Raw genomic sequence first — 23,166 nt, 5'->3', positions numbered from 1 at the left:
AGCGTGAATGACCGGTCCCGACGCCCCGTTTCTCCGAACCCTGTGCAGCCTGCGCTGGCTTGCCGTAGGTGGCCAGGCCGCCACCATCCTGGTTGCCACCTGGGTGCTGGGCCTGCCGTTGCCGCAACTGCCATTGTGGGCGGGCGTGGCCGTGCTGACCCTGTTCAACATCTACACCCAGCTGCGCCCGGAGGCGGCCGACACCGCGCCACTGACCGCATTCGGCCACATTCTGGTGGACGTGATCATCCTGACCTGGATGGTGGGCTGGAGTGGCGGCATGGCCAACCCGTTCAGTTCGCTGTTCCTGATCCTGATCGCGCTCGCCGCGTTCGCCCTGCCCCTGCGCTGGGCACTGGCGGTGGCGCTGGCCTGCCTGCTCGGCTACGCCGCCAGCGGCATCTTCGGTCAGTCACTGCCGGATGGCTATTTCCGCGCCCAGGACCTCAACCGCTGGGGCGTGGTCGCCAATTTCCTGATTTCCGCAGCGGTCGTGCTGACCTTCTCCACCCGCCTGGCACTGGCGCTGCGCCAGCGCGAACTGGAACTGTCGGCCCTGCGCGAACGCTTCGCCCGCAACGAGGGCATCGTCGCCCTGGCCACCCATGCCGCCTCGGTGGCGCATGAACTGAACACGCCGCTGGCGACCATGACCCTGCTCGCCGATGACGTCGCCGAGCGCAGCGAAGAGCCCGAAGTACGCGAAGACATGGAAACCCTGCGCGAGCTGCTGGTGCAGTGCCGCGAGCGCGTGCTGGCGCTGGCCGCGCCGGCCTCGGCCGATGCACCGGGTCGCAGCCACTCCAGCGCCCAGCAGGTACTGGAACAGTGGCGCCTGGTGCGGCCGACCATCGACCTGCATCGCAATGACGATGCGCCGCTGCGGCTGCCACTCGACCCGGGCGTGGGCCATCTGCTGATGGTCCTGCTCAACAATGCCGCCGATGCCGGCGAGCAGGCCGGCCGGCCGCGCGTGGACCTGGACCTGCGCATCGAAGGCGACGACCTGATCGGCGAAGTCCGCGACTACGGCCACGGCTTCGACGCCCGTGCCGCGGTGCTGCCGGGCAAGCTGTTCGGCAGCAGCAAAAGCGAGGGCATGGGCGTCGGCCTGGCCCTGTCCCATGCCACCATCGAACGCCTCGACGGCGAGATGTGGATGCGCCCGGCCCAGGGGGCCGGCAGCCGCGTCGGCTTCCGCCTGCCGCTGACCCCACGTGAGGACACCCCATGAGCCTTCATCACTCCACCCTGGGCCTGCTGGTCGACGACGACGAGCTGTACCTGCGCACCCTGCAGCGCAGCCTGGCCCGCAAGGGGCTTGAAACACAGACCGCACAGGATGCCGCCAGTGCGCTGGCGCTGGCCCGCCAGCATCCGCCGGCGTTCGCGCTGATCGACCTGAAGCTGGGCAGCGATTCCGGCCTGGCACTGATCCAGCCGCTGCGTGCCCTGCGCGCGGACATGCGCATCCTGCTGGTGACCGGCTACGCGAGCATCGCCACCGCCGTGGAGGCGATCAAGCTTGGTGCCGACGACTACCTGCCGAAGCCGGCCACGGTGCCGATGATCCTGCGCGCGCTCGGCGAGGAAGACGACGGCCCGGCCGACGATGGTGAAATGGAAGTGCCTGATGCGATGACGCCGATCAGCCGCCTGCAGTGGGAACACATCCAGCAGGCAATGCACGAGACCGGCGGCAACGTGTCCGCAGCCGCCCGCCTGCTCGGCATGCACCGGCGTTCGCTGCAGCGCAAGCTGGCCAAGCGGCCAAGCCCGGAACGCGATCCCAGCCGTTGATCGCCGGACCCGTCCGGCTCAGACCTCGGCCAGCACTGCTCGGTCCTGCGCGACGCCGACGCATCGACCCGCGCCGCTACCGTCTCCTGCAGCAGCGGCGACGGCAGCGTGCAGGCCGGATGCATGCGCAGGAAGCCATAGATCGTACCTGCCAGACCGATCATCAGGCCCGGAGTAAAGGCCGCGCGGGTCAACCCGCCGACCATGCCCTGGTGCTCCTCGATCGAAGAAACGATCTCGATGGCGGCCTCGTCCTGTGGATACGGACACCCCCTCCGGATCCAGCGCAGCCGCCAGCACCAGCAACTCCCGGGTGGACACATCGCCATGGCACAGGGTGTGGCTGAACCCCCATTTGCCGCGCGCGTCGGCCACAGCCCGCCGCATGTCACGCAACTGCGCGGGATCGCCGGTGCGGGCGTACAGATCCGCCGCCGCCAGACCGATGCCAACACTGCCATGGCACCAGGTCGGGAAATTCTTCTGCCCGTCCTCCAGGTGGATATCGCGCCAGCGCCCGGTATGCGACTCGAACAGCGCCGCCTGGAACGCAAAGGCTCCTTCGGCCAGCTGCCGCCAGGCGGCCCGCTCAGGCACGCTGCCGGCATCCGAACGCGCCAGCCGTGCCAGCGCCCAGCCCATGCCCATCGCGCCGTGGCCAAAGCCACCGATCGGCTCGCGGAACTGTGGCGTCGGCCAGCGTGCGCCGTCGGCATCGACGATCGCTGCTTCCTGCATGCGGCGCCCGGCTGCAGCCGCCAACTCCAGCCAGCGCGATCTGCCGGTGGCCTCGGCCAGCGCCAGCAACGGCAGGATCATGCCGGACACGCCATCAATCAGTTCGAACTTCGTCGCCTCCTGGAATCCGCGACGCTCTGCGGCTTCTGCGCAGCGCTCCGCCAGCGCCAGCAGTGCCGGTCGCTGCAACAGGTCGTTCAATGCCAGCAATGTCCAGATCTGCGAACCGGTTCCGACGAATCCACCATCGATCTCGGCGGGATGCCGCTCACACATGGTCTGGAACACCGCGAGGGCGCCATCGATGGCTGGGGCCAGCCCCACTACCGGGTCGGCACGCCCCTGCTCCACTTCCCGGCGGTAGGCCGCCAGTGCGAACGCAATACCTCCCAGCCCGAAATACAGGTCGGGCTGCACCGGCTGGACGGTCCACCCGGTACGGGTCACCTCGGGTGTGATCCAGGTCATCGAACCGTCTTCGCCGTGCACCGCCAGCCGCAGCAGGCTCTCCACCGCGCGCGCGGCCAGCGTGCGACGGCGTGCATCCAGGTCGTCCGCACGCGGATGCTGTGCTGCATAGCTGTGGCCGGATCTGGCCTCGGCGCGGGCCAGCGCATGCTGGTTCAGGTCGGTGGCTACCAGCGTGCTGCGGATGGTCACGTCTTCCAGGTCGATGCGCATCGCACGCCAGTTGTCGGTGATGGAGCGGATGCGGGCCGCGTCCAGCTGCGATGCGAAGATCGGAATGTCACCGTGGCGCAGGTCGTCCACTTCGCCGCGCACGGTCTCCAGGTCCGATGGCGCGGCCGGTGACACCGCCGCATTGCGCACCAGCAGGTCGATCGCGCGTTCAACCGCCTGGGCTTCGTTGTGCAGCGATGCCGGATGCCAGAGCATTCGCCCGAGCTCGGCGTAGGCCATGGTCGGCCGCCGCACATCGCGCACCTGGCAGCCCTCGAAAGCCGCCAGGAGTGGCATCAGTTCATCCTTCGCATCGAGCGCGCGCAGGCGCCCACTGGCGTCGATGAAGCCCTCGCTGATGTGATCCCAGTACAACGACACATCGGGCTGCGCGCTGGGATGATTCTGCGCAACGGAGACCTCGGCCTCAACCATGCCCAAGCGGGCCGGTTCCGTCCCGTCCTCGACAATCACCGGCACCTGTACCCGCGGCTGCTCGCCCGGCAGTGCGCCGGCTGCGGACAGATCCACGCCTTCCATGCCTAGGCCGGCAGTACGGAACGGCACGATTCCGGTACGCAGCACTGAATTACGCATCAGCTTGACGGCGGTGTCGTACGCATCGCCAAGCCCTGATGGCTCGATGTCGATTACCCGGGAGAACACGCTTTCGGCGTCGACCACCACCGGCACCGGCCCGACCGCGATCAGATTCTCCAGATGGATGTCGGTGCCACCGACCAGGCGCAGGATTGCCAACCAATGGCCAAGACCGCGGTAGTAGGCACGCAGTTCAAGGTCATCGGCACAGTAGCGGTGCGCGGCGAAGGCGGCCCAGCCGTGGCTGCCACGATCAATCACCTTCGGCACGCATACGCGGTCAGGGCCGTCACCGAAGACCGTGGACAACAGGCCATCAAGCGTCGCATCGATGCGCAATGAGCGTGGCTTGTACATCACCGTGCCGCCATCGAACTGCAGCCGTGCCACAGTCCGGCCGCCACCATGCAGGTCACCGCGTCCCAATGCAACGGCATGCAGCGTGCCCGCCGGCGCACCCAGCAACTCTGCCAGCGCCGCACGATCGCTGCCGATGCGAACAGCGAGCTCCACCACAGCCGCACATTGTCCTTCGAGCATGCGCGTCAGGCGCGGCAGCAGCACCGGATAGCGTCGCTGCAGATGCGTGCGGAAGCCCTCGCTGGTGGCCAGGGCAACGAATTCGTCCAGCACCCCAGCGCTGTCAAGCGGGCCGATGTCACCGCTGCGCGCAGCGGCGTGCAGTTCCAGCAGCAGCACGCGGTTGAGCTTGAGCTGGGCATGCTCACGCAGTGCCGCATCGCCCCGTGCATGCAGCAGATCGCGCTCGCCAGGCTGCAGAGCAATGGCGGGATCATGCAGGCCGGCAACCAGCGCAGCACGCGCCTGGGCAAGGAAATGTTCGGTGATGCACGCAAACGCGGCCGCAGCCGGAGAAGCGGTCATTACGCCCCCTGCGAGATATCGAGAGTCTATTCCAGTCGCCGGCACGCAGCTGCATGCCTCTGCGTGCCGGCTCGGGTTACATCAGCAACACAGGCAGTGGTTGATCACCGATACCGTGGTGGTGCACTCGTTGGTGCCCCCGGTGATCATGGTGTCCGAAGCTCCGGTGAGGGCCGCTTCGGTGGCTGCCGCACCGTAGATGAACAGCGAACCCGCAGGGTTGGCACACCCATCCACATCGTCCGAGCCATTGAGCCAGCCGGACACAACATCGTCGTTCAGATCCATTCGCAATCTCCTGTCATTCACAACATGAGGCGTTGAGGACATGGATCGATTCCACGTCCCTTCGGATACGGCCAGTCCCTGGCATCGACATCATGCTGCGAGCGATACTGGATGACAGGTACAGCCGCCCGTGCACACTGCATCCGCGTGTGAAGTGCGTCAAGCTGCGCTGCGGCAGGACGCACGAATACGCTGCACGTGCGGTACGGAAGTGACGTGGAATGAGTGGCCGCGCCGCCATTCCTGCGCGACCGGATCGAAGGCAACCGGAGAGGCATCGGATGGCCGGCCGGCGCCGGCACATCCGCAGGCCGGGTCAGCCCTTCAACTGCGCCAGGATCTCGCGGGTCATCGGATCGGCAATCGCCACATCCTCACCCTGCAGCGCCGGCAACAGGCCACTGGCCAATTGCTTGCCAAGCTCGACACCGAACTGGTCGAAGGCATTGATGTTCCAGATCACCGACTGCACGTACACGGCGTGTTCGTACATGGCGATCAGCGCACCCAGCGCCTGCGGGGTCAGCGCGTCGAGCAGGATCAGCGTGCTCGGGCGGCCGCCCGGGTAATCACGGTGCGGGTCGTCGCTGCTCTGGCCATTGGCCAGTGCTTCGGTCTGCGCCAGCAGATTGGCCAGCAGGGCCTGATGATTGATCGTGTAGGGATCATCGTTGTGCACGCAGCCGATGAAATCTGCCGGAACGATGCTGGTGCCCTGATGCAGTGCCTGGAAGAAGCTGTGCTGCACATCGGTGCCCGCGCCGCCCCACCACACCGGCACGGTGTCGGTGGTGACCGGCTGGCCGTCACGCTGCACGCGCTTGCCCAGGCTTTCCATCACCAGCTGCTGCAGGTAGGCCGGCAGCAGCGCCAGGCGCTGGTCGTAAGTCATCACCGCGTGCGTGGCATGGCCCAGCAGGTTGCGGTTCCAGATGTCGGTCAGGCCGTGCAGCACCGGCAGGTTGCGCTCCAGCGGTGCATCCAGCGCGTGCGCATCCATCTGCGCGGCGCCTTCCAGCAGCTGCTCGAAGCGCTCGAAGCCGATCGCAAGCGCGATCGGGAAACCAACGGCCGACCACAGCGAATAACGGCCACCGACCCAGTCCCACATCGGCAGTACGCGATCGGCGGCGATCGCGAAGGCCTTGGCGGCGCGATCCGGATTGGCGCTGACTGCATACAGGCGCTCGCTGCCACCCAGCCAGTCGTGCAGGATCTGGCCGTTGAGCAGGGTTTCCTGGGTACCGAAGGTCTTGGAGATGAGGATGCCGGCGGTCTTCGCCGGATCCAGCGTGGCCAGCGTGCGCTGCATGGCGGCGCCGTCCACGTTCGATACGAAATGCACGCGCAGGCGCGCGCCGGTGACCGGGCGCAACGCATCGGCGACCAGGCGCGGACCGAGATCGGAACCACCGATGCCGACGCTGACCACGTCAGTGACGCCGCTGTCTTCCAGCGCACGCACCAGCACGCCCATGCGCTGGCGGATCCCGCGCGCGGTGGCATAGGCCTCGGCTGCAACCGGCGCATCGACCACGTCGCCGCGCAGCGCGGTATGCAGCGCGGCGCGACCTTCGGTCAGGTTGACCTGCTCGCCACGGAACAAGCGGGTGATGGCGCCACCGACATCACGGTCGGCGGCCAACGTGAGCAGGGCCTGCAACGCCGCGGCATCGTATTTCTGCCGCGCGAAGTTGACGTACAACGGACCGACCCGCAGCGCCAGGTCCTGCACGCGGCCGGGTTCGGCGGCGAGCAGGCTGGGAATGCTTGCGCCCTTCAGGCGCTGGGCGTGGGAATGCAGCGAGTCGAATCCGTTGTTCGTTGTCATGCGGCCTGGGTCGGGATCGTGTCGTTGGTGTGGGAGATCTGGTTCTTGCCATCAACGTACACCAGCTTCGGCTTGAAGCTGTCAGCTTCCTGCTCGGTCATGCTGGCGAACGCGGCGATGATGATGATGTCACCGACCTGCACGTGGCGCGCAGCACCACCGTTGAGCGAGACAACGCCGCTGCCGGCTTCGGCACGGATGGCGTAGGTCGAGAAGCGCGCACCGTTGGTCACGTCCCAGATGTGCACCTGCTCGAACTCGCGGATGCCGGTGGCAGCCAGCAGGTTGTCATCGATGGCGATCGAGCCTTCGTAGTTCAGCTCGGAATGGGTGACGGTGGCGCGGTGGATCTTGGTCTTGAGCAGGGACAGGTGCATGGGGGCGCTGCAACGGCAAAGGAAAGAGCGGATTCTAGCACCCGCTTGGCCATCGTCACGGGGCCGCAGCAGGACGCTGAAGGCTGTTCAGGCCCCCTCCCCCGGCGGCGGCGGCGCGGCATGCCCGGAACTGCCCTCCAGAGACAGCCGGAACACCGTATGGAAGGCCAGCCCGGCGACCAGGCCGAAGCCACCTGCGGCCAGCACCTGCAAGGCATAGCTGATCACGTCGAAGGTGTCGACATAGCGCAGGCGCTGCAGCAGCGGACCATTGTCCGCGCCCGGCCAGGTGCAGGTGGCCATGGCCAGCGCGCCCAGTCCGAAGCCGATCAGCACGAATCCAGTCCGGCGCAGCCGCTGTTGAGACTGCAGGATCAGCGCCATCGGCAGCAACACCGCGATCGCATTGCACACGGCCAACACGAACATCAGCCCACCGCCGGTGAGCGCAGGCATCGGCGTGCGCCGGAATTCAAGCGCGAACAACAGGCCGCCAAACAACTGGGCCGGCAGCATGCCGGCGGCCAGCACCGCCAGGATCGAGGCCTGGGCAAGACGGCCGGTATCGGTGCTGGGGGTCTTCATTTCCGGTCTCCCGTCCGTGGGAAGTCGAGAGGCGCCCGTTGCGGGCGCCCCGGAGCCGCATGCGGCTCAGAACTCCAGGTTGTCGATCAGGCGCGTGCTGCCCAGGCGTGCGGCGATCAGCGCCACGCGGCCACCGCCGTCGAAGGTCGGCTCGGCCAGTTCCGGCGTGCGCAACACGGCGTAGTCGACCTGGAAACCATCCGCCTGCAGCGCGGCCGTTGCGTCGGCCTCGATCTGCGCGCGCGACTGGCCAGCCACGTAACCCTCGCGCATGCCCAGCAGGGTGCGGTGGATGCTGGTCGCGACCGGGCGCTGTTCGGCGCTCAGGTACTGGTTGCGCGAGCTCTTGGCCAGGCCATCCTCGTCGCGCACGATGTCCGCGCCGACGATCTGGATCGGGAACGACAGTTCGGCCACCATCTGCTTGATGACGGCCAGCTGCTGGTAGTCCTTGCGGCCAAACACGGCCACGTCCGGCTGCACCTGCAGGAACAGGCGCGCCACCACCGTGCACACGCCATCGAAGTGCCCCGGACGGCTGGCGCCTTCCAGCACTTCACTCACGCCCGGCGCGTGCATGCGCGTGGTCTTGTCCACCCCCAGCGGGTACATCACCTCGACGCTGGGCAGCCACACCGCATCGCAGCCGGCCTGCTCCAGCCCGGCCACATCGGCTTCCGGCGTGCGCGGGTAGCGACTGAAATCCTCGTTCGGCCCGAACTGGGTCGGGTTGACGAAGATGCTCGCCACCACCTTGTCGGCGTACTGGCGGGCCAGGGTCACCAGCGAATGGTGACCTCCATGCAGGTTGCCCATGGTCGGCACCAGCGCCACCCGCAGGCCCTCGCGCTTCCACTGGGCGATCTGCCCGCGCAGTGCGCCGAGCTCGTTGAAGGTCTGGATCATTGGGCGTAGGCGTGCTGTTCGTCGGGGAAGCTGCCGTCGCGCACCGCGTCGGCATAGGCGCGGGTGGCACCGGCCACCGAACCGCCTTCGGCAAGGAAATCCTTGACGAACTTGGGACGGCGATGACCACTGTCCAGGCCGAGGAAATCATGCAGCACCAGCACCTGGCCATCGCACTGCGGGCCTGCGCCAATGCCGATGGTCGGCACATCCACCGCAGCGGTCACTTCGGCGGCGACCGGAGTCGGCACGCATTCGAGCACCATGATGCTGGCGCCGGCAGCGGCCACAGCCTTGGCATCTTCCACCAGCTGGCGCGCGGCATCGCCACGACCCTGGATCTTGAAGCCGCCCAGTCGCAGCACCGACTGCGGGGTCAGGCCCAGATGCGCGCAGACCGGAATCTCGCGCTCCACCAGGTAGCGGATGATGTCGACCTTGAAGCCGGCACCTTCGATCTTGACCATCTCGGCGCCGGCCTGCAGCAGCTGCAACGAGGCATCCAGCGCGCGCTCCGGGGTGGCATCGGCGCCGAACGGCAGGTCGGCCACCAGCAACGCACGCTGCAGCACGCGGGCCACGGCGCGGGTGTGGTAGACCATGTCGGCCACGGTCACCGGCAAGGTCGAATCATGGCCCTGCACGACCATGCCCAGCGAATCGCCGATCAGGATCAGGTCGACGCCGTTGGCATCGAAAGTGCGGGCGAAGCCGGCGTCGTAGGCGGTCAACATGACCAGCTTCTGGCCATTGCGCTTGGCCTCGGCCAGGGCGGGAACGGTCCAGGGCTTGCTGTCTGCGTGGGTGCTCATGTGCTGATAACCGGGGGAGATAACCCGGGCATTATCACCCTATCGGCGCAATCCCGCAGGCATCCACCCGCATCACTGCATCCCGCACGCGGCCATGGCCGGGAATGGCCAGATCCGGCGCGATTTCGGCCAGCGGCACCAACACGAAGGCACGCTCGTGCAGGTAAGGATGCGGCACCTGCAGACCAGGCTGGTCGAGCACCTGCGCGCCATACAGCAGCAGGTCCAGGTCCAGCGCGCGCGGGCCCCAGTGCACCGCCGGATCGCGTACGCGACCAAAACGCTGCTCCAGCGCCAGCATCGCCTGCAGCAGCGTATCGGCGGGCAGCGTGGTCTCGACCGCAGCCACCGCATTGACGAACGGCGGCTGGTCTTCATTGCCCCAGGCCGGCGTGGCGTAGAGGCGTGAGGCCTGGCGCAGGCGGGTATCGGGCAGGCCGTCGAGCGCGGCAATCGCCGCGCCGACGGTGACGGCCGCGTCGCCAAGGTTGGCGCCGAGGCCGATCCAGGCAAGGGTCATCGTTTACTCGCCAGCCGCACCGGCCGGGGCACCCGGACGACGGCGGCGACGGCGGCGCTTGCGCGGTCCCCCGCTCTCGTCATCCCCCTCTTCGCTGTGCATCACGTCCAGCGACGATTCCAGCTCGCGACCGGACTGCGCCTGCGCCTCACGCCAGAACTCGACATCGGCGGCGTGCTCGGCCGAGGCCACCTGGCGCAGGCTGAGGAAGTCGAACGCAGCGCGGAAGCGCGGATGGGTCAGGGTACGGAACACGCGCTTGCGCTGGCGCGAGCTGAAGCGCGACTGCAGCAGCCAGATTTCCTGCATCGGCAGCGAGAAGCGGCGCGGCAGCGCGATGGTGCTCAGCTGCTGCACCGTGACGCGATCGGCCGCACGGCGCTGCGCCTCTTCCGGTGCCACGCCCTGCTTGAGCAGGGTTGCCTGGGCGCGGCAGAACGCCGGCCACAGCAGCAGCGCAAACAGGAACGCGGGCGAGACTGGTTCATCGTTGGCCACGCGGGCATCGGTGTTGGCCAGGCCCTCCACCAGCATGCGGCGCAGCGCGCCGGTGCGGTTGGACTTCAGCGCCTTGGCGCTTTCAGGGAACAGCACGTCCAGCAGGCCGTAGCGCTCAAGGCCTTCGAAGCTGGCCACGCCGTGCCCGGACAGGAACAGCTTGAGCACTTCCTCGAACAGGCGCGCCGGTGCGGCTTCGTTGAGCAGGCCGGCCAGGTGCGGGATCGGCGCGGCGGTGCCCTCTTCGATCTGGAAGCCGAGTTTGGCCGCCAGGCGCACCGCACGCAGCATGCGCACCGGATCTTCGCGATAACGCTGCTCGGGGTCGCCGATCAGCTTCATCAGGCGCGCCTGGACGTCTTCGAAGCCGCCGGTGTAATCGCGCACCGAGAAGTCCTCGATGGCGTAGTACAGGGCGTTGCAGGTGAAGTCGCGGCGGATGGCGTCGTCTTCGATGGTGCCGTACACGTTGTCGCGCACGAGCATGCCGTTCTCCATCTCGCGGTCGCCGCTGCCGTCATCGCTGTTGGCACGGAAGGTGGCGACTTCGATGATCTCGCGGCCGAACACGACGTGGGCGAGGCGGAACCGGCGACCGATCAGGCGGCAGTTGCGGAACAGCTGCTTGACCTGTTCGGGCGTGGCGTCGGTGGCCACGTCGAAATCCTTGGGTTGGCCATTGACCAGCAGATCGCGCACCGCGCCGCCGACAAGGTAGGCGCCGAAGCCGGCATCGCGCAGGCGATAAAGCACGCGCAGGGCGTTCGGGCTGATGTCCTTGCGGGAGATCGTGTGCTGGTCGCGCGGGATGACGCGCAGGCTGAACGGTGATGTAGCAGAGGAAATGATGTTGGCGCTTCCGGTTGAAGTTTCGGGATTGCCCAATGGCATCGAGGTGCATATACTAGCGCTCCTGCCTCGGCAGCGACACAGTTACGCTCCCTTCGTCTAGTGGTTAGGACGTGGCCCTCTCAAGGCTAAAACAGGGGTTCGAGTCCCCTAGGGAGCGCCAGTCGCCACAGCAGGAACCGAAAAAGCCCGCCTTTTGTGCGGGCTTTTCTGTTTTCCGGGGTTGTGATGGCGTCGGTCGACTTGGTCGCATTGGCGTCTCCCTGCAATCGGCTTGAGCCGGTGGGGTCACCCAGGGCAGGACACGCCGTGAACCCATCCATGGGGGCTCGATGGCGCCTTGCTCGCGTGCGCTGTCCTGCGCACACGGCAAGACCGGGGTTGGGCTCCTGCCCAACCCGTCGGGTGCATGCGCCCAACCCATGGCGCCAACGGTCCGGCCCTGGGTGACCCCACCGGCTCTGGACGGTTTCCCGCGCCCCCCGGCAACAACCGACCAGCGCTTCACCGCGTCCGCACGCACCATGAAACTGTCAGGAGGGGGCAGGCCGCCCTCTCCAGGACCGTTGGCGCCATGGATGGCGCCATCGAGCACCATGGATGGGCTTTTGCGTGTCCTGGAGAGGGCGGCCTGCCCCCTCAAACTCGGGACAACCAGGCGCCAACAGGATGCAACCGAAGCCGGGTAGCGTCAGCCTTCCATCTGCTCCAGCTCCTTGCCCCTGGTCTCGCGTACGTAGCGGACCACGAAAACGATCGAGAGGATCGCGGCGACCGCGTAGATGCCATAGGCGCCGGCCAGGCCGATGCCGGCCAGCAGCATCGGGAAGGTCACGGTGATCGCGAAATTCGACGTCCACTGCGCCGCACCGGCAACGGCCAACGCCGGGCCGCGGATCTGGTTCGGGAACATCTCGCCCAGCATCACCCACATCACCGGGCCCCAGGACATGTTGAAGAACACCACATAGACGTTGGCCGCAACCAGCGCCAGCCGGCCCATGCCGTCGGACAGCTGCAGGCGACCATCGACCAGGCTGCCGCTGGCAAATGCCACCACCATCAGCACCAGCGCCACCGACATGCCAACCGAGCCGATCCACAGCAGCGGCTTGCGCCCGATGCGGTCGATCAACAGCACCGTCAGCAGGCAGGCGCCGATGCTCAGCGCGCCGGACAGCACGTTGATCAGCAGCGCGTCGCTTTCCGAGAAGCCCACCGCCTGCCACAGCACCGCGCCGTAATAGAACACCACGTTGATGCCGACCAGCTGCTGGAACATGGCCAGGCCAATGCCTACCCAGAGGATCGGGCGCAGCTTGCCGGTGACCGTATCGCGCAGGTCGCTGAAGCGCGGCTTGTGCTGATCCTGGGCCAGGCTGGCTTCGATCTCGGCCTGCTTGGTCGCCGCGGCCGCCTCGCCGTACAGCCGCGACAGTACCGCCCTCGCCTGCTGCTGACGCCCCTTCAGGACCAGGAAGCGCGGGCTTTCCGGAATCACCAGCAACAACAGCAGGAACAGCCCGGACGGCAGCACCTGCATCCAGAACATCCAGCGCCAGGCCTCATGGCCCAGCCATAGCGGCTCGGTTGACGCCCCAGCAGCTCGGGCCAGCAGGTAATTGCTGAGGAAGGCGGCGAACAGGCCGCAGATGATCGCCATCTGCTGCACCGTGGCCAAACGCCCGCGATAGCGCGCCGAGGCCACCTCGGCAATGTAGGCCGGCGACATCACGCTGGCCGCGCCCACCGCGAAGCCGCCGAGCACCCGTGCGGCGATGAACAGCCAGGAGGCGTGAGCGGCACCGGCGCCCAGCGCCGAGACCAGGAACATCAGTGCCGAGGCGATCAGCACGCCACGACGGCCCAGGCGATCCCCCAGCCAGCCGGCCAGGAAGGCACCGATCGCGCAGCCCAGCAGCATCGAGGCGACTTCGAAACCGAGCGCCGCCTCGCTGGAGTTGAAGGCCTGGCGCAGGCCATCGACCGTGCCATTGATGACACCACTGTCGAAGCCGAACAGGAATCCACCCAGCGTGGCCACGCAGCTGATCAGGACGATGAATGCAGTGTTCTCACCACCATGGGAGGCGATGTTGGGCTGAGCTGGGGACATGAACGATCCTGCTGGGAAGGGGTCCGGCCATCCAACGCAGCCGGCTGACCCGCAGCGTCGCACAGGCCTCACCCTGCCGCCAACGACCACCACGGCCGCGCCTGCCAGACGCCCGATTTCCGCCCCGCGCCGACACCGGGGGCCAACCTGTTCTAGAATTGGCGGGTTCAGGAATCGATCCACCCCCAGCCCATGCCCTTTGTCGTCACCGAAAACTGCATCAAGTGCAAACACACCGATTGCGTGGAAGTATGCCCCGTGGATTGCTTCCACGAAGGCCCGAACTTCCTGGTGATCGACCCGGATGAGTGCATCGACTGCACCCTCTGCGAACCGGAATGCCCGGTCAACGCGATCTTCCCGGAGGACGATGTTCCTGCCGGCCAGGAGAGCTTCGTCGCCCTCAACGCCGAGCTGGCGAAGGAGTGGCCGGTACTGACCGTGCGCAAGGACCCGCCCGCCGACGCCGGCGAATGGGACGGCAAGCCGGACAAGCTGAAGCTGCTGGAGCGCTGAGAAGCGCCTCTTGCCGCAACGAAAAGGGCGCCTATGGCGCCCTTTTTCGTTGCTCGGCAGATAGCATCCGCGCGATCCGATAGGTGCCAACCGCAAGATCCGGTAGCTGCCAACCGCAGGATCCGGTAGGTGCCAACCTTGGTTGGCACAGAAGCGCCGACCAAGGTCGGCCTCTACCCGGGCACGTGCGGACCTGGGCCCGCACCCACCCGACCGGCCCTTACTGGGCCAGCTTTGCCTTGAGCGCGGCGATCAGCTTCACCGGCGCTTCTGCAGTGGCCGGCAGGCCACGCGGGTCGACCGCGGAGATGTAGGCGCCGGCATCGACGGCGACCACGCGGACCAGGAAGTTGCTGCCTTCGTAGGCCACGTCATACGAGCCCAGCAGCTGCGCGCGGCTGGCGATGGTCACGCCTTCCACGCCTTCCAGCGCGGTGCCGACCTTGGCGAAAGCCTCGTCCTTGCCGCCGGCGATGGTGAAACCGGTGTTGCCCACGGCCGGGGCCGCAGCCACCGGGGCCGCCGGCTTGGTCGCCGAGGCAAGGGTCGGCACCTTGTTGTCACTGGTGGCGTTGGGCAGGTTCAGGTCCGGCGGCACTTCCAGCGGACGCATTTCCGGGGCCAGGGCGTAGTCGCCCTTGACGCCACGCTTGAAGCAGCCGGTGGTGCCGGCGGCAACGGCCACCGCAAGCAGGGCGTAGGACAGCACGCGGACGGTGGATACGGATTGACGCATGTGAATCTCCTGGGTCAGACCAAGACGGAAGGTCAGTGGCTGGAAAGGGCTTCGAGGGCGGCGATGTCGCCGGCAAGATGATCGGCCGCCGGATGGTGCGCCGCCGACAGCGGCAGCAGCGGCAGGCGCAGGTCGTGACCGATGCCGATACGGCGCAGCAGCGCCTTGACCGGAATCGGGTTCGGCTCAACGCCGCAGAAATCATGGAACGGCTGCAGGCGCGCATCCCAGGACCCGGTGGCTTCGTGGTCGTGGGCGGCAGCCAGCTCGCACATCCGGCGGTAGGCGCCGGGCAGCACGTTGGAGCCGACCGAGATCAGGCCATCGATACCCGCCTGGATCGAGCGCGCCGCCGTACCGTCGTCGCCACTGAGCACAGCAAACTGCGGGCTGCGCAGGGCGAGCAGTGCCTGCACCCGGCCGGTGTCACCCACCGCCTCCTTGATGCCGACGATGTTGGGATGGCTGGCCAGTTCGGCCACGGTCTCCGGCTGCATGTCGCACCCGGTACGGCCGGGCACGTTGTACAACACGACCGGTAGCCCGCCCTGGTCGGCAACCGCGCGGTAGTGGGCGATCAGGCCAGCCTGGGTCGGCCGCACGTACGGCGGGGTGACCACCAGCGCGTGGCTGGCGCCAAGCGCGGCGGCACGGCGGGTCTGTTCGATGGTCTTGGCGGTGCCCGACAGGCCGGTACCGGCCATGACCGGGATGCGGCCGCCGATGCGCTCGACCGCGCTGGCCAGCAGCAGGTCGTACTCGGCATCGGTGAGGGTCGCTGCTTCACCGGTCGAGCCGGCTACGACAACGCCATGTACGCCACCTTCCAGTTGCAGGTGCAGCAGGCGCTGCCAACCGTCGGGATCGAGGGCGCCGTCGGCCCGGAACGGGGTCGCCAGCGCGGTGATGAGGCCGGAAAGGGACAAGGACGTGCTGCTCTTGGCTGGAAAGGGAAAACGCCCGCCACGAAAGGCCGGGGGCGACCTGAATGTTACTTGCGGCGCGAAAGCACGGGCAAGTATGCTGGACACCGGTGGATCCCCGCCTCTGGCGGGCATTCAGACTAACGCATGCATTACCCGGAATCGCCTTGACCGACACCACCCCGCGCCCCGCGCCGAGCGAAAACCACCTCCTGATCAACGCCTACACGACGCATCCGGAGTCTCCCCTGCTGTCCGTCACCCGCCGCATTGCCGACAGCGGCTGCAATCTGGTGGACGCACGCCTGGCCACGGTCGGCCGCGATGTCTCGGTCACCGCCCTGGCCACCGGCTCCTGGGACTCGGTGGCCAAGCTGGAAGCGATGCTGACCCGGCTGGAGCGCGAAGAGGGCCTGAAACTGGTCTGGTACCGCACCGCCGCCAAGCAGGCGCAGTCCAACCTGCTGCCGTACATCGTCGAAGTGATCGCCGCCGACAAGCCGGGCATCCTGTTCCAGCTGGCCGATTTCTTCGACCGCCAGGGCATCACCATCGAGAACCTGCAGAGCACGCGCTACCGCGCCATGCAGACCGGTGCGGAGATGTTCAGCGCGCAGGTCACCATTGGCGTGCCGGCCAACATGCACATCGCCGCGCTGCGCGACGATTTCCTTGAATTCTGCGACCACCTGAACCTGGACGCGATCATGGACCCGATGAAATTCTGATTCTTCGCGCGCCTCTCACGGGCGCGTGGCGTTTCATGCAATTGTCGTAGAAAGAACCCAGGCTCGACAGAAGGACCTCATGAACAACGGCGATACCCTGGACAGCACCACCCTCTCCCTGCCGCTGGCGCTGTCCGGTGGCGAACAGGCCACTCTCGGCGACTACGCCGGCCACTGGCTGGTGCTGTACTTCTATCCCAAGGACAGCACCCCCGGCTGCACCACCGAAGGCATCGACTTCAACGCACTGCTGCCGAAATTCAAGAAGGCAGGCGCGGTGGTACTCGGTGTCTCGCGCGACTCGGTGAAGTCGCACGACAACTTCTGTGCCAAGCAGGGCTTCAACTTCCCGCTGGTCAGCGATGGCGACGAAGCGCTGTGCAGCGCCTTCGACGTGATCAAGATGAAGAACATGTACGGCAAGCAGGTACGTGGCATCGAACGCAGCACCTTCCTGATTTCCCCCGACAGCCGCATCGTGCAGTCCTGGCGCAAGGTCAAGGTTGCCGGCCATGCCGATGCCGTTCTCGCCGAACTGAAGGCCTCCCAGTCCAAGTGAGTCCCACTGCCTACTGTGTCTGCCATCACCCTGCCCCGCAGCAGGCCGTGGTGGTTTTTCCCTGTCCGTAACCAGGAATCGACGATGACCCGAGGCAAGCGCATCTACGTGCTGGATACCAACGTGCTGATGCACGATCCCACCGCGCTGTTCAAATTCGAGGAGCACGACGTCTACCTGCCCATGCAGGTGATCGAGGAGCTGGACAACGGCAAGAAGGGCACCTCCGAAGCGAGCCGCAACGCCCGCCAGGTGAGCCGCTTCCTCAACGAGCTGGTGCAGGAATCCGGCCTGGACAACCTGGCCGACGGCATTCCGCTGCAGCGACCCAATGGCCTGCAGCTGCGCGGCAAGCAGAGCGCCGGCAAGCTGCGCTTCCAGACCAGCCATTTCGACGCCGGCAAGAGCTTCGGCAAGGTCATCCCGGACAACGCCATCCTCGGCGCGATCCTGGCACTGAAGGAAGAAACCCCGGACCTGCCGGTGGTGTTCGTCTCCAAGGACATCAACCTGCGGATCAAGGCCGCGATCGCCGGCATCGTGTCCGAGGACTACGAGAACGACCGCGCGCTGGACGATTTCAGCCTGCTCTACACCGGCGCCACCGAGCTGCCGGAAGACTTCTGGAAGCGCCACGGGGATGACCTGCGCAGCTGGAGCGACAAGGGCCGCACGCATTACGAAATCCTGGCGCAGGATGGCGAGGAGTGGTACCCGAACCAGTACGTCTACCTGCCTGGCGAAGATGAAGTCGAGCTGCGCGTCAGCCGCGTGGTCGGCGACGGCAAGGTGGTGCTGTCACTGGTCGATGATTTCCGCCACGGCAGCCACGCCGTGTGGGGCATCAGCGCACGCAACCGAGAACAGAACTTCGCGCTCAACGCACTGATGGATCCGGAGATCGACTTCGTCACGCTGCTGGGTACCGCCGGCACCGGCAAGACCCTGCTGGCGCTGGCCGCCGGCCTGGCGCAGACGATGGACCAGCAGCGCTACCGCGAGATCATCATGACCCGCGCCACGGTCAGCGTCGGCGAGGACATCGGCTTCCTGCCCGGCACCGAGGAAGAGAAGATGACGCCGTGGATGGGCGCACTGACCGACAACCTGGAAGTGCTCACGCACAACCAGGAAGGCGGCACCTGGGGGCGCCAGGCGACCAACGACCTGCTCGCCAGCCGCATCAAGATCCGCTCGATGAACTTCATGCGCGGCCGCACCTTCCTGTCGCGCTACCTGATCCTGGACGAGGCGCAGAACCTCACCCCCAAGCAGATGAAGACGCTGATCACCCGTGCCGGCCCCGGCACCAAGATCGTCTGCCTGGGCAACGTCGAGCAGATCGACACACCGTACCTGACCGAGACCACCTCGGGCCTGACCTACGCGGTGGATCGCTTCAAAAACTGGCCGCATAGTGCGCACATCACCCTGCGCCGAGGCGAACGCTCGCGCCTGGCCGATTACGCTTCGGAGGTGTTGTGAACCGCTGCACCCGCCTGCTGCTGCCCACGGCTGCGATCGCCCTCGCAGCCGTCCTGGGTGCCTGCACCACCACGCGCGGCCCGGCCAGCGTGCCGACCGCCGAGCGTACCGGCCAATCCTGGGTGGTCACCCGCCCGATCATCGCCGCGCAGGTGCTCGATACCTGCTCGCGCCCCAGTCCCGGCCGCGAGGCCGGGCGGGTCAGTGGTTACTGGGCGCCCAGCCGGCAGCAGATCGACCAGCTGGAAGCGCAGCTGTCGTCGCTGGAATCACAGGTACCGAAGGTGCTGGACTTCGACCGCCAGTACGTCGGCATCGAAAGCGCCGGCAAGCGTCTGATCTACATCAACGCCTTCCATCTGCCCGACGACAGCGGCATCAACCCGGCACGGGAAGCGATCCGCGTCTGTGACGGCGGCACGCAGTTCTGGGGCGCGGTATTCGACCCGGCCAGCAACACCTTCAGCGAGCTGCAGTTCAACGGCGGCTTCGGCGGGCCCTGAGGGGCCCCGCCGATGGGAATACGCCTGCCCACCTGGGTCTGGATCGGCGCGGTCGCGCTCTCGTGCGTTGCCGGCATGGTCAACGTGGTCGGCTTCCTCGGTTTCGAGCACCAGGCGGTCAGCCACATGACCGGCAGCACCAGCCAGCTGGGCATGGCGCTGGCCCAGGGTGACTGGCGCGCGGTCGGCCACCTGTGGGGATTGCTGATCGCGTTTTCGCTGGGCGCGATGCTCAGCGGCCTGCTGATCCAGGACAGCGCATTGCAGCTGGGCCGCCGCTACGGCGTCGCGCTGGCGCTGGAATCGGCACTGCTGCTGGTGGCCATTCCGCTGTTCGAACAGCATCAGATCTGGGGCGCACTGGCCGCCGCCATGGCCTGCGGCCTGCAGAACGCGATGGCCACCACCTTCAGTGGCGCGGTGGTGCGCACCACCCACCTCAGCGGCATGTTCACCGACCTCGGCATCGGCCTGGGCCACCTGCTGCGTGGACTGCCGCTGCAGGTTCGACGGCTGACCCTCAGCGGCCTGATCATCAGCGGCTTCCTCGGCGGCGGCATCCTCGGCGCCTGGTTGTTCATGCGCTGGCAATACGACGCCCTGCTCGCCCCCGCCCTGCTGACCGGCCTGACCGGGCTGGGGTATGTGGTGTACCAGCAGTGGGCGCGCTGGCGGCATTGAATCAAAGGCATCCACGCATGGCGTGGATCTACCTTCCCCTGCGGGACCACGGCACAATCAACTGATGAGCCCGACCACTCCCGTTTCCGCCCTCACCATCGCCGGCTCCGACTCCGGCGGTGGCGCCGGTGTCCCTGCCGATCTCAAGGCCTTCGCCGCGCACCGCGTGCATGGCCTGGCCGTGTTCGCCGCGCTGACTGCACAGAACACCCGTGGCGTCACCGCCGTGCATGTGCCACCGATCGCATTCCTGCAGGCGCAGATCGAAGCCTGCTTCGATGACTTCGATATCCATGCCGTGAAACTCGGCATGCTGGCCAACGCCGAGGTGATCCATGCGGTCGCCGACGCACTGGAAAAGCATCGCCCGCCGCACGTGGTGCTGGACCCGGTGATGGTCGCCACCAGCGGCGCGCGCCTGCTGGAGGAAAGTGCGCTCAAGGCCATGCGCGAACGCCTGCTGCCGTTGGCGACGCTGGTTACGCCCAATACCCCGGAAGCAGAACTCCTGATCGGCCGGAAGATCGCCAACGGCGATGACGTCGAACAGGCTGCCTCTGCCCTGCTCGATCTTGGAGCCGGCGCAGTCCTGCTCAAGGGTGGCCACCTGCAGGAAGGCAACCGCGTGATCGATCGCTACTTCGACGGCGTCAGCAGCGAAGAATTCATCCACGCCCGCCTGCCGCTGGACGCACATGGCACAGGCTGCACGCTGGCCTCGGCCATCGCCGCGCAGCTGTGCAACGGCCTGAGCCTGGCCAATGCCTGCGAAGCCGGCATCGACTACGTTGCGCGCGGCCTGCAGCAGGGCTACGCGCCTGGCCGCAGCGAGGTGCTGGTGCTCGATCACTTCGGCGCGGCACCGCACGCATGAGCCTCGCACCGGCCGTCGTTGCCGTGCAGTGCACTGATGGCCATCGCTACGAAGTGATCGCCTGCGTGCCCGCACAGCCCATCGCGCGCCTGCTGTGGCTGCCAGCGCTGGGCGTGGCCGCGCGTCACTACATGCCACTGGCATTGGCGCTGGCGGCGAAGGGCGTGGCGGTCTACCTGCATGAGTGGCGCGGCAACGGCAGCAGCTCACTGCGCCCCTCGCGCACGCAGGACTGGGGCTATCGCGAAGTACTCGAACAGGATCTGCCGGCCAGCCAGGCCGTCCTGGCCGCAGCCGATGACGCCACCGACGCCCTGCCCTGGATCATCGGTGGACACAGTCTGGGCGGGCAGCTGGCCTGCGTGCATGCCGGCCGCAACCCGCAGCACTTCAACCGGCTGTGGCTGGCCGCCAGCGGCTCACCGTTCTGGCGCGGCTTCCCGCCACCGCGTGGCTGGCTGCTGCCACTGGTCTATCGTTTCCTGCCGTGGATCGCGCAACGCCAGGGCGTGCTGCATGGTCGGCGCCTCGGCTTTGGTGGCACCGAAGCGCGCGGGCTGATCGCCGACTGGGCGCGCGTTGGCCTGAACAACCACTACGCCGCGGCCGGCATGGACGAAGACCTCGATGCGCAGATGGCGCGCGTGCATGGCAGCGCACAGGCCGTGTTGATGGAGCACGACTGGTTGGCACCGACCGGATCGATGCAGACGCTGCTGGCGAAGCTGCCGAATGTGGACGCGCAGCTGCGCGTGCTGTCCGCGCAGGAACTGGGCACGCGCGCCGATCATTTCGCGTGGCTGAAGGCGCCGGAGGCCGTAGCTGACAGCTTTTTCATTCAGTTGGATGAAAATTTTCACAAAACTGTTGACGGTACGCGCCGACATCCGCATAATTTCGCTCCTGTCGCAGGGCGCCCGTAGCTCAGTTGGATAGAGTACCTGGCTACGAACCAGGCGGTCGGGAGTTCGAATCTCTCCGGGCGCACCACTCGACAGGTTTTCAGCATCCGCCGCTGGAAATGCAGTAAAATTTAGCAGTAAGTTGATTGTGTACCGCGCGCCCGTAGCTCAGTTGGATAGAGTACCTGGCTACGAACCAGGCGGTCGGGAGTTCGAATCTCTCCGGGCGCACCATACACAGTCAGCACAACAAGTTTATGTAATTGGCGCCCGTAGCTCAGTTGGATAGAGTACCTGGCTACGAACCAGGCGGTCGGGAGTTCGAATCTCTCCGGGCGCACCATTACACCGAAACAGCAGGCCCCGGCCTGCTGTTTTTTTATGTGTGTTTTTCGGCAGGGCTGCGCCCTGCACCCCTGGTAGTGCCGGCCGCTGGCCGGCAACCTCAACAGCAAAAGCAAAAGCAAAAGCTGGCATTCCGTGGGTTGGCGGGGCGGTGTCGGAGTGCGGGGACGCCACAAGTACGTCCATGTAGCAACTGTGTTGCTGGAGAGTCTCAGGCCCGTCAGGTAAACGGGCACGGTAGTGCCGGCCGCTGGCCGGCAGCCTTTGGTCTTTCGCCCTGGCTCGCCTCAGGCGGGGACTACCCCGCTTTCAGCGTCGCGCACACGGGCGTTGAGGATGACCAGCATCTTCCGCATCACTGCCACGATGGCCACCTTGCCTTCCTTGCCGCGGGCTCGTAGCGACTGGTAAAAATCGCGCAGCCGAGGTTCATGCCGCATGGCCGACATTGCCGCCATGTAGAGCACTTGCCGGATTTCGGCTCTTCCACCGTGGATGCTTCGTTTTCCTCTCATCGTGCCGCTGTCGTGGGACATCGGGGCTACCCCGACCAGGCTGGCGATGCGCTTGCCACTGATCCTGCCAAGCTCTGGCAGATAGCTGGCTAGAACTGCCTGCAGCACAGGCCCTACGCCCTTCATCGACTTCAGCATCTTCAGTTGAGGCTGCTGACCAACCTGCTCGACGATCTGCTTGCCCAGACGCTCAACCAACGTTTGTAGGCGGGTGATGTTGCCCTGCAGTAGTCGGCGCAGTTCACGATCAAGCACCATTTCCTGCTGCTGCCGCGCGATGGTCAGGGCGTCCATCGCCTGCCGACGTGCCCGAACGAACTCCCGCATCTTCTGCTGCCAAGACTGCAGCGGCTGATAGGGAGGCAGCTTCACCAGGGCGGCCATCTGCGCCAACGCGTAGGCATCCAAACGGTCGGTTTTGGCAATCTGACCCAACCCCTGAGCCAGTTTCCGGGCGCGCAAGGCATTGGCACGGGCCACCGGATGACCGGCCTTGTGCAGGAAATCCAGCACCGGCTGCTCATAGCCACCCGTGGCTTCAAGCACGATCTGGCGGGTCGGACGCTTCTTCAGCCAAACATCCAGCTCAGAAAACCCGGAGCGGTTGTTGCCGACCTGCAGGGTTTCTCCGTCCGTCGTACCGATATCCAGCTGACGCTTGCTGACATCAATCCCGATCCCGTTCATCACCTGACTCCGTATAGTCTGGAAGGGTCGAGAGCTCCCCCGCTTGCCCAGTCTTATCGCTTCGAGTGGTCGCTCCAGCAACTGTTCGGGCGGATCAAGGGAGATTCCGGCGTGGGCGCCAAGCTACATGGCGATCGTCGCGATCCTGGTTACGGATCGTCGAGATCTAGGCTCGCACGGCGGCCCACGCCGGCTCTCGACGCCTACGCTGCCAGATTCCGATCAG

General features: G+C 66.5%; 23 protein-coding genes and 4 tRNA genes. 14 read left to right on the top strand and 13 right to left on the bottom strand.

What is annotated here, in order from left to right; genetic code table 11:
- Positions 1-7: 7 nt before the first annotated feature.
- Entirely contained in the window at positions 8-1,234 is a 1,227-nt protein-coding gene (locus tag ACZK33_RS09295) for an ATP-binding protein (protein ID WP_032128856.1), read from the top strand.
- Positions 1,231-1,800 carry a response regulator transcription factor gene (locus tag ACZK33_RS09290; RefSeq protein WP_012510702.1) on the top strand — a complete coding sequence of 190 codons (570 nt, stop codon included), beginning with the start codon at positions 1,231-1,233 and terminating at the stop codon, positions 1,798-1,800. The genes ACZK33_RS09295 and ACZK33_RS09290 overlap by 4 nt, the downstream gene beginning before the upstream one ends.
- 18 nt (positions 1,801-1,818) lie before the next feature.
- Here the strand turns inward: ACZK33_RS09290 and ACZK33_RS09285 are convergent, their stop codons facing one another.
- From ACZK33_RS09285 to pcnB, 9 genes are all read right to left on the bottom strand, one after another.
- Positions 1,819-4,704, bottom strand: coding sequence for a type 2 lanthipeptide synthetase LanM family protein (locus ACZK33_RS09285; RefSeq protein ID WP_478454399.1), 2,886 nt, complete (start codon positions 4,702-4,704; stop codon positions 1,819-1,821).
- Positions 4,705-4,785: 81 nt separating this feature from the next.
- Positions 4,786-4,992 carry a DUF6229 family protein gene (locus ACZK33_RS09280; protein WP_010484314.1) on the bottom strand — a complete coding sequence of 69 codons (207 nt, stop codon included), beginning with the start codon at positions 4,990-4,992 and terminating at the stop codon, positions 4,786-4,788.
- Between the two features lie 316 nt (positions 4,993-5,308).
- On the bottom strand, positions 5,309-6,823 hold the full coding sequence (pgi, locus tag ACZK33_RS09275; RefSeq protein WP_071229272.1) for a glucose-6-phosphate isomerase: 1,515 nt from the start codon (positions 6,821-6,823) through the stop codon (positions 5,309-5,311).
- Positions 6,820-7,200 (bottom strand): aspartate 1-decarboxylase, encoded by a 381-nt coding sequence (gene panD, locus ACZK33_RS09270; protein ID WP_032128853.1) that lies wholly within the window; start codon positions 7,198-7,200, stop codon positions 6,820-6,822. Before panD ends, pgi begins: the two co-directional genes overlap by 4 nt.
- A gap of 87 nt (positions 7,201-7,287) precedes the next feature.
- Positions 7,288-7,785, bottom strand: a complete 498-nt coding sequence (locus tag ACZK33_RS09265; RefSeq protein WP_423175354.1) for a hypothetical protein — start codon at positions 7,783-7,785, stop codon at positions 7,288-7,290.
- Positions 7,786-7,851: 66 nt separating this feature from the next.
- Positions 7,852-8,691 carry a pantoate--beta-alanine ligase gene (gene panC / locus ACZK33_RS09260; protein WP_125895697.1) on the bottom strand — a complete coding sequence of 280 codons (840 nt, stop codon included), beginning with the start codon at positions 8,689-8,691 and terminating at the stop codon, positions 7,852-7,854.
- Complete coding sequence (panB, locus tag ACZK33_RS09255) at positions 8,688-9,503, bottom strand: 3-methyl-2-oxobutanoate hydroxymethyltransferase (RefSeq protein ID WP_005416119.1); 816 nt, start codon at positions 9,501-9,503, stop codon at positions 8,688-8,690. The genes panC and panB overlap by 4 nt, the downstream gene beginning before the upstream one ends.
- Before the next feature lie 34 nt (positions 9,504-9,537).
- Positions 9,538-10,023 carry a 2-amino-4-hydroxy-6-hydroxymethyldihydropteridine diphosphokinase gene (gene folK, locus ACZK33_RS09250; RefSeq protein ID WP_032128850.1) on the bottom strand — a complete coding sequence of 162 codons (486 nt, stop codon included), beginning with the start codon at positions 10,021-10,023 and terminating at the stop codon, positions 9,538-9,540.
- 3 nt (positions 10,024-10,026) lie between these two features.
- Positions 10,027-11,406, bottom strand: a complete 1,380-nt coding sequence (gene pcnB, locus ACZK33_RS09245; RefSeq protein WP_478455077.1) for a polynucleotide adenylyltransferase PcnB — start codon at positions 11,404-11,406, stop codon at positions 10,027-10,029.
- A 52-nt stretch (positions 11,407-11,458) separates the two neighbouring features.
- Here pcnB and ACZK33_RS09240 point away from each other — a divergent pair.
- Positions 11,459-11,533 (top strand) — tRNA-Glu (locus tag ACZK33_RS09240).
- A 528-nt stretch (positions 11,534-12,061) separates the two neighbouring features.
- Here ACZK33_RS09240 and ACZK33_RS09235 read toward each other — a convergent pair.
- The gene (locus ACZK33_RS09235) at positions 12,062-13,486 is read right to left on the bottom strand and encodes a sugar porter family MFS transporter (protein ID WP_423175800.1); all 1,425 of its coding nucleotides are present in this window, start codon (positions 13,484-13,486) and stop codon (positions 12,062-12,064) included.
- Positions 13,487-13,678: 192 nt separating this feature from the next.
- Between ACZK33_RS09235 and fdxA the strand changes: the two genes are divergently transcribed.
- Positions 13,679-14,002, top strand: a complete 324-nt coding sequence (gene fdxA, locus ACZK33_RS09230; RefSeq protein ID WP_004153066.1) for a ferredoxin FdxA — start codon at positions 13,679-13,681, stop codon at positions 14,000-14,002.
- Between the two features lie 220 nt (positions 14,003-14,222).
- Here the strand turns inward: fdxA and ACZK33_RS09225 are convergent, their stop codons facing one another.
- Together ACZK33_RS09225 and dapA are read right to left on the bottom strand one after the other, a co-directional pair.
- Positions 14,223-14,738, bottom strand: a complete 516-nt coding sequence (locus ACZK33_RS09225) for a hypothetical protein (RefSeq protein ID WP_006432432.1) — start codon at positions 14,736-14,738, stop codon at positions 14,223-14,225.
- 32 nt (positions 14,739-14,770) lie between these two features.
- Complete coding sequence (gene dapA / locus ACZK33_RS09220) at positions 14,771-15,664, bottom strand: 4-hydroxy-tetrahydrodipicolinate synthase (protein ID WP_049463695.1); 894 nt, start codon at positions 15,662-15,664, stop codon at positions 14,771-14,773.
- Positions 15,665-15,828: 164 nt separating this feature from the next.
- Between dapA and ACZK33_RS09215 the strand changes: the two genes are divergently transcribed.
- The 10 genes from ACZK33_RS09215 (at position 15,829) to ACZK33_RS09170 (ending at position 21,736) form a co-directional block, all read left to right on the top strand.
- The gene (locus ACZK33_RS09215; protein WP_005409051.1) at positions 15,829-16,389 is read left to right on the top strand and encodes a glycine cleavage system transcriptional repressor; all 561 of its coding nucleotides are present in this window, start codon (positions 15,829-15,831) and stop codon (positions 16,387-16,389) included.
- A gap of 79 nt (positions 16,390-16,468) precedes the next feature.
- Positions 16,469-16,948, top strand: coding sequence for a peroxiredoxin (locus ACZK33_RS09210; RefSeq protein ID WP_049445310.1), 480 nt, complete (start codon positions 16,469-16,471; stop codon positions 16,946-16,948).
- A gap of 84 nt (positions 16,949-17,032) precedes the next feature.
- Positions 17,033-18,433: a PhoH family protein gene (locus tag ACZK33_RS09205; RefSeq protein WP_010484287.1), complete on the top strand. Its 1,401-nt coding sequence runs from the start codon at positions 17,033-17,035 to the stop codon at positions 18,431-18,433.
- Entirely contained in the window at positions 18,430-18,936 is a 507-nt protein-coding gene (locus tag ACZK33_RS09200) for a hypothetical protein (RefSeq protein WP_032128845.1), read from the top strand. The genes ACZK33_RS09205 and ACZK33_RS09200 overlap by 4 nt, the downstream gene beginning before the upstream one ends.
- Positions 18,937-18,948: 12 nt before the next feature.
- On the top strand, positions 18,949-19,617 hold the full coding sequence (locus ACZK33_RS09195; protein ID WP_032128844.1) for a YoaK family protein: 669 nt from the start codon (positions 18,949-18,951) through the stop codon (positions 19,615-19,617).
- A gap of 64 nt (positions 19,618-19,681) precedes the next feature.
- Positions 19,682-20,491, top strand: coding sequence for a bifunctional hydroxymethylpyrimidine kinase/phosphomethylpyrimidine kinase (gene thiD, locus ACZK33_RS09190; RefSeq protein WP_423175796.1), 810 nt, complete (start codon positions 19,682-19,684; stop codon positions 20,489-20,491).
- Positions 20,488-21,414 (top strand): alpha/beta hydrolase family protein, encoded by a 927-nt coding sequence (locus ACZK33_RS09185; protein ID WP_423175795.1) that lies wholly within the window; start codon positions 20,488-20,490, stop codon positions 21,412-21,414. The genes thiD and ACZK33_RS09185 overlap by 4 nt, the downstream gene beginning before the upstream one ends.
- Positions 21,405-21,481: transfer RNA gene (locus ACZK33_RS09180), tRNA-Arg, on the top strand. Before ACZK33_RS09185 ends, ACZK33_RS09180 begins: the two co-directional genes overlap by 10 nt.
- Before the next feature lie 69 nt (positions 21,482-21,550).
- Positions 21,551-21,627 (top strand) — tRNA-Arg (locus ACZK33_RS09175).
- Positions 21,628-21,659: 32 nt separating this feature from the next.
- A tRNA-Arg gene (locus tag ACZK33_RS09170) sits at positions 21,660-21,736 on the top strand.
- Between the two features lie 289 nt (positions 21,737-22,025).
- On the opposite strand, the gene ACZK33_RS09165 is transcribed toward ACZK33_RS09170, so the two are convergent.
- A complete protein-coding gene (locus tag ACZK33_RS09165) occupies positions 22,026-22,940 on the bottom strand; it encodes an IS110 family RNA-guided transposase (RefSeq protein WP_423175793.1) in 915 nt (304 codons plus the stop codon).
- Between the last annotated feature and the right edge of the window lie 226 nt (positions 22,941-23,166).

The organism is Stenotrophomonas sp. 86156_Sma (assembly GCF_056481625.1).
Note: the sequence above shows the minus strand (reverse complement) of the source record. Positions and strands in the feature narration are given on the sequence as shown.

What these genes read in the sequence shown, in the direction of transcription:
- panD (WP_032128853.1), bottom strand. Translation starts at nt 7,200, where the DNA reads ATGCACCTGTCCCTGCTCAAGACCAAGATCCACCGCGCCACCGTCACC.
- ACZK33_RS09285 (WP_478454399.1), bottom strand. Translation starts at nt 4,704, where the DNA reads ATGACCGCTTCTCCGGCTGCGGCCGCGTTTGCGTGCATCACCGAACAT.
- ACZK33_RS09235 (WP_423175800.1), bottom strand. Translation starts at nt 13,486, where the DNA reads ATGTCCCCAGCTCAGCCCAACATCGCCTCCCATGGTGGTGAGAACACT.
- ACZK33_RS09195 (WP_032128844.1), top strand. Translation starts at nt 18,949, where the DNA reads ATGGGAATACGCCTGCCCACCTGGGTCTGGATCGGCGCGGTCGCGCTC.
- ACZK33_RS09290 (WP_012510702.1), top strand. Translation starts at nt 1,231, where the DNA reads ATGAGCCTTCATCACTCCACCCTGGGCCTGCTGGTCGACGACGACGAG.
- ACZK33_RS09295 (WP_032128856.1), top strand. Translation starts at nt 8, where the DNA reads ATGACCGGTCCCGACGCCCCGTTTCTCCGAACCCTGTGCAGCCTGCGC.
- ACZK33_RS09185 (WP_423175795.1), top strand. Translation starts at nt 20,488, where the DNA reads ATGAGCCTCGCACCGGCCGTCGTTGCCGTGCAGTGCACTGATGGCCAT.
- thiD (WP_423175796.1), top strand. Translation starts at nt 19,682, where the DNA reads ATGAGCCCGACCACTCCCGTTTCCGCCCTCACCATCGCCGGCTCCGAC.
- panC (WP_125895697.1), bottom strand. Translation starts at nt 8,691, where the DNA reads ATGATCCAGACCTTCAACGAGCTCGGCGCACTGCGCGGGCAGATCGCC.
- ACZK33_RS09265 (WP_423175354.1), bottom strand. Translation starts at nt 7,785, where the DNA reads ATGAAGACCCCCAGCACCGATACCGGCCGTCTTGCCCAGGCCTCGATC.
- ACZK33_RS09225 (WP_006432432.1), bottom strand. Translation starts at nt 14,738, where the DNA reads ATGCGTCAATCCGTATCCACCGTCCGCGTGCTGTCCTACGCCCTGCTT.
- ACZK33_RS09165 (WP_423175793.1), bottom strand. Translation starts at nt 22,940, where the DNA reads ATGAACGGGATCGGGATTGATGTCAGCAAGCGTCAGCTGGATATCGGT.
- ACZK33_RS09280 (WP_010484314.1), bottom strand. Translation starts at nt 4,992, where the DNA reads ATGGATCTGAACGACGATGTTGTGTCCGGCTGGCTCAATGGCTCGGAC.
- panB (WP_005416119.1), bottom strand. Translation starts at nt 9,503, where the DNA reads ATGAGCACCCACGCAGACAGCAAGCCCTGGACCGTTCCCGCCCTGGCC.
- pgi (WP_071229272.1), bottom strand. Translation starts at nt 6,823, where the DNA reads ATGACAACGAACAACGGATTCGACTCGCTGCATTCCCACGCCCAGCGC.
- ACZK33_RS09205 (WP_010484287.1), top strand. Translation starts at nt 17,033, where the DNA reads ATGACCCGAGGCAAGCGCATCTACGTGCTGGATACCAACGTGCTGATG.
- fdxA (WP_004153066.1), top strand. Translation starts at nt 13,679, where the DNA reads ATGCCCTTTGTCGTCACCGAAAACTGCATCAAGTGCAAACACACCGAT.
- folK (WP_032128850.1), bottom strand. Translation starts at nt 10,023, where the DNA reads ATGACCCTTGCCTGGATCGGCCTCGGCGCCAACCTTGGCGACGCGGCC.
- ACZK33_RS09210 (WP_049445310.1), top strand. Translation starts at nt 16,469, where the DNA reads ATGAACAACGGCGATACCCTGGACAGCACCACCCTCTCCCTGCCGCTG.